5 protein-coding genes and 3 tRNA genes are annotated in these 6,315 nt (G+C 52.3%); 1 reads left to right on the top strand and 7 read right to left on the bottom strand.

Annotated elements, in window-relative coordinates; genetic code table 11:
* Positions 1-166: 166 nt before the first annotated feature.
* From Q8W32_RS16035 to Q8W32_RS16005, 7 genes are all read right to left on the bottom strand, one after another.
* A tRNA-Thr gene (locus Q8W32_RS16035) sits at positions 167-242 on the bottom strand.
* 13 nt (positions 243-255) lie between these two features.
* A tRNA-Gly gene (locus tag Q8W32_RS16030) sits at positions 256-329 on the bottom strand.
* 73 nt (positions 330-402) lie between these two features.
* Positions 403-486, bottom strand: a tRNA-Tyr gene (locus Q8W32_RS16025).
* Positions 487-590: 104 nt separating this feature from the next.
* Positions 591-1,247 (bottom strand): hypothetical protein, encoded by a 657-nt coding sequence (locus Q8W32_RS16020; protein WP_303433691.1) that lies wholly within the window; start codon positions 1,245-1,247, stop codon positions 591-593.
* Positions 1,220-1,933 (bottom strand): type III pantothenate kinase, encoded by a 714-nt coding sequence (locus Q8W32_RS16015; protein WP_303433689.1) that lies wholly within the window; start codon positions 1,931-1,933, stop codon positions 1,220-1,222. The genes Q8W32_RS16020 and Q8W32_RS16015 overlap by 28 nt, the downstream gene beginning before the upstream one ends.
* Positions 1,914-2,870 (bottom strand): biotin--[acetyl-CoA-carboxylase] ligase, encoded by a 957-nt coding sequence (locus Q8W32_RS16010; protein WP_305415624.1) that lies wholly within the window; start codon positions 2,868-2,870, stop codon positions 1,914-1,916. Before Q8W32_RS16010 ends, Q8W32_RS16015 begins: the two co-directional genes overlap by 20 nt.
* Positions 2,871-3,080: 210 nt before the next feature.
* Positions 3,081-4,208 carry a potassium channel family protein gene (locus Q8W32_RS16005; protein WP_305415623.1) on the bottom strand — a complete coding sequence of 376 codons (1,128 nt, stop codon included), beginning with the start codon at positions 4,206-4,208 and terminating at the stop codon, positions 3,081-3,083.
* Between the two features lie 165 nt (positions 4,209-4,373).
* Between Q8W32_RS16005 and Q8W32_RS16000 the strand changes: the two genes are divergently transcribed.
* A complete protein-coding gene (locus Q8W32_RS16000) occupies positions 4,374-5,369 on the top strand; it encodes an adenosine kinase (protein WP_305415622.1) in 996 nt (331 codons plus the stop codon).
* Positions 5,370-6,315 lie beyond the last annotated feature (946 nt).

Genomic DNA, 6,315 nt, shown 5'->3' with positions numbered 1-6,315 from the left:
GTTTTACCATGGTCAACGTGACCAATAGTACCTACGTTTACGTGGGGTTTGGAACGTTCAAACGTTGCCTTAGCCATGACCTTCTCTCTCTTACGTGGTAGTAGATTTCAGACCGTCAGATACACAAAAAGGCAGGCATTAGCCTACCTTTCTGCAATTTAATCAATGGTGCTGATACCCAGAATCGAACTGGGGACCTCATCCTTACCAAGGATGCGCTCTACCGCCTGAGCTATATCAGCAAATTTTGTAACCTGGAGCGGGTAGCGGGAATCGAACCCGCATCATCAGCTTGGAAGGCTGAGGTTCTACCATTGTACCATACCCGCGAACCTTCAGGCCGAAGCCGGGACTGTAGGCCTCGCTCCTGTCAAATCATCGACATAGCGCTGATTCTGAATTTGGTGGTGGGGGCTGGATTCGAACCAGCGAAGCTTTCGCGTCAGATTTACAGTCTGATCCCTTTGGCCGCTCGGGAACCCCACCGAAGTGGCGCGTAATATATGACTGGAACCGATAGCTGTCAACACTTTTTGTTATTTATATCCATTTTTTTGTCTTCTCCGGTTATGACACCCGGATGGACGTCCCTACTGGCACTGGCTCATTTGCCAGCTGACCGCTTTATCGTCTGCCATGATACGTTGTCGTAACCGCTCGCCCATCTCATCACTGACAGGGATTTCCAACCAGAACTCTTCTACAACATCCAACACTTCACGCAGGGCAACCGGAATATTGTATTGCTTGACCCGTTCCACCAGCCTTTCTGCAGACTCCCGTTGCCGGAACAATCCCAATGACACCCCTTCAGACAACTCACCCTTGGTAATGATGTAGCTGTCGATACCACGCCGCTGTAACTCTTTCAGGATCCGCATCGCCGCATCCCGGCTTGCCCGGGGCGGTACGTGCACCCAGAACTCACGAGGTTCCCCGCCCGGCAACTCGGTTCTGCTGGTCCGGCCATTCATGCCGAGCGCAGCCGCACGGGCTTTTGCATGGCGCGCACTCAGCTCATCCTTATAAGGGCCAAGAACAAAGCAGTGCCTGTTGCTCCTGGTCTCCTGACTACGGATGTCTTTCGCCTTCGGCAGAGTCACCGCGGCTTCAGAAATCAATGTCAGCCGCTGTCCCGAGGCTATTTCAAGACCAGTGGTTGTCTTAACCGGCACCGACTCCTGCTGCCAGAACACAGCCAGAGCTAGCAAGTTACCTGTCACCAGGCAGAAAAATATCCAGCGCATAGGGTATCCAGTCCGTCAAAGATAAGCTCAGGCCAGTAAGGAACGTCGAGTGCGACGGCCAGCCATTCTCCATCACCACCGGTAAAAAAGGGGATATACCCCTCATAGTCTTCCAGCACATTACGCACAAAAGCAACCTGCTGACGCCGCACCCCGGCGGTGACGCATTGCACCGTATCACGACCGGGTTGCAGTTGTTCGCTGGCCATTTCGTCCAGGTACGGGCGTACCCGTTCGGTATTCTGCCAGAGCATCTGTTGCGCCAATGTGAGCCCCGGCACAATAAACCCACCTTCATGCTGATTGTCTGACAACAGAAAATCAACCGTCATCGCAGTCCCGGCATCAACGACCAGTACATCAGCATCGCTGTGCTTGCGAGCACCCAGCATCGCCAGCCAACGATCAACGCCCAGGCGCTCAGGGTTGGGGTAACAATGCTGGAAATCCGTATAGTCCAGTAGTGGGTGAGACAACCACACCAGTCGATCGGCAAATTGCTGCTGCAGCTGCTGATGCAGTCCGGGGTTATCATGCACACTGGCCACCAGCGCACGTCCAACCGCAGGCCATTGCTGGGCAGCCACGTCCGCATGGGCGCAACCACCACGATGAACAACACCACCGTCGCCCTGATAACGCCACTTTATACGGGTATTCCCCGCATCAATTAACAGGACGGACACTCAATTCTCCTGCAATAACCACTTCAATACCGCGGGTGGTTTGCAACAGCAATTCCCCTTTGCGATTCACACCTTTTACGACACCATAACGTGGCTCGGCCAATCCGCTCAAAACAACCTCCTTGCGGTAAAAGACATCCCGTTCAGCCCAATACGCCATCCAGGGACCAAAGCCATCGCGCTGGAATTCATCCACCGCCCAGTTCAGTTGTTGTAACAGCACCGCGGCAACCGTATTGCGTGACAGACCTGGTTGATAATGTCGCAAGGCGGTCCAGGGCTGTTCGATACGCTCCGCATCCTGCTGGTTCAGCGCCAGATTAAGACCAATACCAATAACAATCTGACAAAAACCAGGCTGTGTCTGGCAACCTTCCAACAGAATACCAGCTACTTTTTTATCCTCGATATACACGTCGTTCGGCCATTTCAGCCCAGCCCCTTCAATACCCAGCGCCAGCAGTGCTTTCTCGAGGGCAATGGCCACCATCAGGCTCAAGCCTTCCTGTTCAGCCAAGGTACCTGGCAGCGTCACCAGAAAAGACAGGTAGATATTTTTTCCAAACGGGCTGACCCAGTGGCGACCGCGTCGACCGCGTCCCTGATGCTGCTTCTCTGCCAGAACCGCATAACGCTTGCCCAAATGATCCGGCGCCCGCTGATACAACCAGCTGTTGGTGGAATCCACATCCAGCAAGATATCCAGCCGATCCAGCCGATCTGACATCTGCTGCTCGATACTGGCCTGATCGAGCAGCTCGATGGCATCCTGCAGCCGATAACCTTTACCTTTAACAGAAGAATAGGGAATATCCAGCTCATCCAGCTTTTTCATCTGCTTCCATATGGCGGCCCGACTGACCCCCAATATCTGCCCCAAGTCGTCCCCGGAATGAAAACGACCATCGGACAGTAACGCCAGTAACTGACTGAGCATTGGCACAACTCCCGCTAAATAACCGGGCGACTATAGCAGAAGGTTCGCGGCGCCAGAACGTCAAGCCTCATCGGGAAACAAGACAGTCAGCCGGAAACAGAAAGACAGCCAGGCATCGGTGAGACAACAACAATCGCATCCCTCCGTTACCACACACATTCAGAACAGGATAAACGGCCCTGACAACGCACTGTGGGAACCACAGAAAAGTTATTCGATATCAGCCAGGCCCTGATTAAAATGGATTTCGATCGCGTGCTGGATATCGCTCACGGTAGGAGGTTTTTCCGTGTGAACCAGGACGATAATCGACTGCGCCTGGACATGTTCATCTCCATCCGGGTGGGTAAATACCTCCCCTTCTTTTGAGACAAACGCCAACGGGGTACCGAGATTATTTTGTACCACCGCATTCACCACATCAGCCCAACGTTCTCCCTCCAGCCAAACGGGATAACGCACGGCATGATCATCCTCATGGGTGAACATATCTTCAATAATCCGCTCAACGCCGGGGGCCACCATCGCCCGGACAATAATTTCCGGATATGAACGAATGGGTCGTAACAATGCCTTGATCTTCAAGTCCCGCAAACGCGCCCGATTGGCGTCGTCCACAACTTCGGCAATCACCCGCGGCCCCAGATGGCGCTCATACAGACGATAGCAGACATCAAAAGAATAGCTGTCGCTATCCGGAGAATATTCATCCCGCGACAGCACCACAATATGCCGTGCCCGCTCAACACCGGCCCGGGCCAAATCTTCCGGACGACTGGCCAACCCGGTCACATGCACCACCCCCAGCCGTCGTAAACTGTCAGGCAGACCATTGGCAAAGTCCTGATTCAACAGCATGATCGGCGTATCCGTATACTCGCCACTTTCCCGTATCTGGCTGACCATCCTCAAGAAATAGGCTTCATAATTGTACTTCGGTGAATTGATGATCAAAATGTGGTCAGCCATATTCCAGTCCCAGTGTCCGGTGCGGATACGTTCCCGCCGCGCCATTCGAAAATCGACATAATCACTGATCAGGAAAGTCATCAGTGTGATGCCGCAGCCATACATCAGCACAATCGTCATCAGCTGCCCCAACGGGGTTTGTGCCGACACATCCCCATAACCCACCGTCGCCAGCGTGGTCAGCGTCAACCACACCGCCTGCCAAGGGGTCATGGACTCCAGCCACATCATCGCTAACGCATGAACACCCACAAACAACAGCAAGGTTGATGCTGTACGCGTCATTGAACGAAAAATATTCGACTCAGTCTGATACACCGCATGACGAACACGCTGATGCTGACGGATAAAGCGGGAAACAGGATTCATCGCCGTATCATAAACGCAAACCTCAACCGACGGCATCAATAAACCGACGGTCGAACACCGGGTCAGCCACACCAGAACCAGCAGCGGCAGAGAGCCGCGGCCCATCGTCCGTTGTCGCTGTCATTTGTTACACTGCGGCCTCTTTGACATAACACGAGATACACAATGGGATACCACATTTACGGCATCGGTAACGCACTGGTCGATAAGGAATTTGAGGTGGATGACGCCTTTTTTGCCAAAGCGGGCATAGAAAAAGGCCTGATGACCCTGATTGACGAAACGCAACTGACCGGGCTGCTCGGGCAACTGACCGACACCTATGGACTGAAAAAACGTGCCTGTGGAGGGAGTGCTGCCAACACCATTATAGGAGCCAGCTATTTCGGTGCCAAAACCTACTACACCTGTAATGTCGCCAACGACGAATCAGGGGATTTTTATGTCACCGACCTCAAGGCAGCTGGCGTAGACACCAATCTGGGCGACGATCGTGAAACCGGCACCACCGGCAAATGCCTGGTTATGGTTACCCCGGATGCCGAACGCACCATGAATACCTTCCTCGGCATTACCTCAGACCTGCACGCCCGACATATCAACGAAACCGCCATCGCCAGTTCTGAGTACGTTTATATAGAAGGCTACCTGGTGACAGGAGATACCTCGCGGGCAGCCGCCGTTCAGGTACGCGAACTGGCGCGCCAACATGGCGTCAAGGTCGCCATGACCTGCTCTGACCCAGCCATGGTGCAATACTTTCGTGACGGTATTCTGGAAATCATGGGCGACGGTGTTGACCTGCTGTTCTGCAATGAGCAGGAAGCCCAACTGCTAACAGAAACCAGCCATCTGGATGACGCCATTACGGCTTTAAAAACCAAGGCCCACACCTTTGCGGTTACCTGTGGCAAAGACGGCGCCCTGGCCTGGGATGGCGAACAACTGCACCGCATTGCGCCACACAGCGTCACCGCCGTCGACACCAACGGTGCCGGAGATATGTTTGCCGGAGCTTTCCTCTATGCATTGACCCATGGCCATGACTTTGCGGCTGCCGGCCGCTTGGCATCCGCGGCATCAGCACAGGTTGTCAGCCAGTTTGGACCGCGCCTTGAAGCGGCACAGCACGAACCCTTAAAAGCATCACTGACTCAATAATCCGCCAAAGACCCAGGCTCCGGGGATCATTATGTTGTTTGCCTGGCAATCCTGTTGCCCTGCACGCTCCCCGGATTCCACCTGCACGGCAGCACGATGCCCCACCACCTGGTTATTTTTTGTACAATCTGACAGTGCCCGCCCACTCATCATGCCTGAACGTATTTTTCTTCAACTTACACCCAAAGTTATCCACAAAATCTGTGGATAATCTGTCATGTTATTTTCATTTTTACCGGAGCCTATAAGCGATATCAGTAATAATCACTCAGATTATATGATAACCAACTGATTCTCTTGCTGCTAAAAGCTATTCAAAAGCCAATAAAAAAACAAATAACACCTTGTTTTTAAACAAAAAAATAAAAAACCAACAGATTAAAAGACAACACGGTTAATCCATATCATCGTCCCTCATTAGCTGACAAAAAGCATGCCATATCAAAAATTTTATACACAAGATCTGTGGATAAACATTGATTAAGTTGAGGATCAAAGCCTTATAACTCTGTATATATAACAGGGGATATCTATTTAACCCGGTGCTCACTCTTGGCCACCGGATGGTTTCGAATCACGAAGCCGACTTGCAGGCCTGACGGGTCAAGTCAAACGTCGGCGACACCGAGTCGAGATCATCCGGCAGCCCCGAAGGGCACGGGTTGCCGCCGTGCAGGAGTAAATAGATGTACCCGACAGTCAGAGACGGCTTGAGCAGTCAATAGCAGGGTTTGTTGGAAAAGCTACAAAGCAGCAAAGATCTACCGATTACGCTTGTCTGGTTTCCGACACATACCGACACAAAATAAAAAAAACCAGAAAATTCATAATGTTACAGCTCCGACAAACTGGCACAACGCCTGCAAAACCCCGGTATGAGCAACAGCCGTTAATGATATCGAAAATGATCAACGGCAAGTGCCTATTTACCGTCCCAAAAGGAGAA

It is taken from the genome of Oceanobacter sp. 3_MG-2023 (assembly GCF_030688925.1).
Taxonomy (GTDB): Bacteria; Pseudomonadota; Gammaproteobacteria; order Pseudomonadales; family Oceanobacteraceae; genus Oceanobacter.
Note: the sequence above shows the minus strand (reverse complement) of the source record. Positions and strands in the feature narration are given on the sequence as shown.

Coding starts and splice junctions, on each gene's coding strand:
- Q8W32_RS16020 (WP_303433691.1), bottom strand. CDS start 1,247: ATGCGCTGGATATTTTTCTGCCTGGTGACAGGTAACTTGCTAGCTCTG.
- Q8W32_RS16010 (WP_305415624.1), bottom strand. CDS start 2,870: ATGCTCAGTCAGTTACTGGCGTTACTGTCCGATGGTCGTTTTCATTCC.
- Q8W32_RS16005 (WP_305415623.1), bottom strand. CDS start 4,208: ATGAATCCTGTTTCCCGCTTTATCCGTCAGCATCAGCGTGTTCGTCAT.
- Q8W32_RS16000 (WP_305415622.1), top strand. CDS start 4,374: ATGGGATACCACATTTACGGCATCGGTAACGCACTGGTCGATAAGGAA.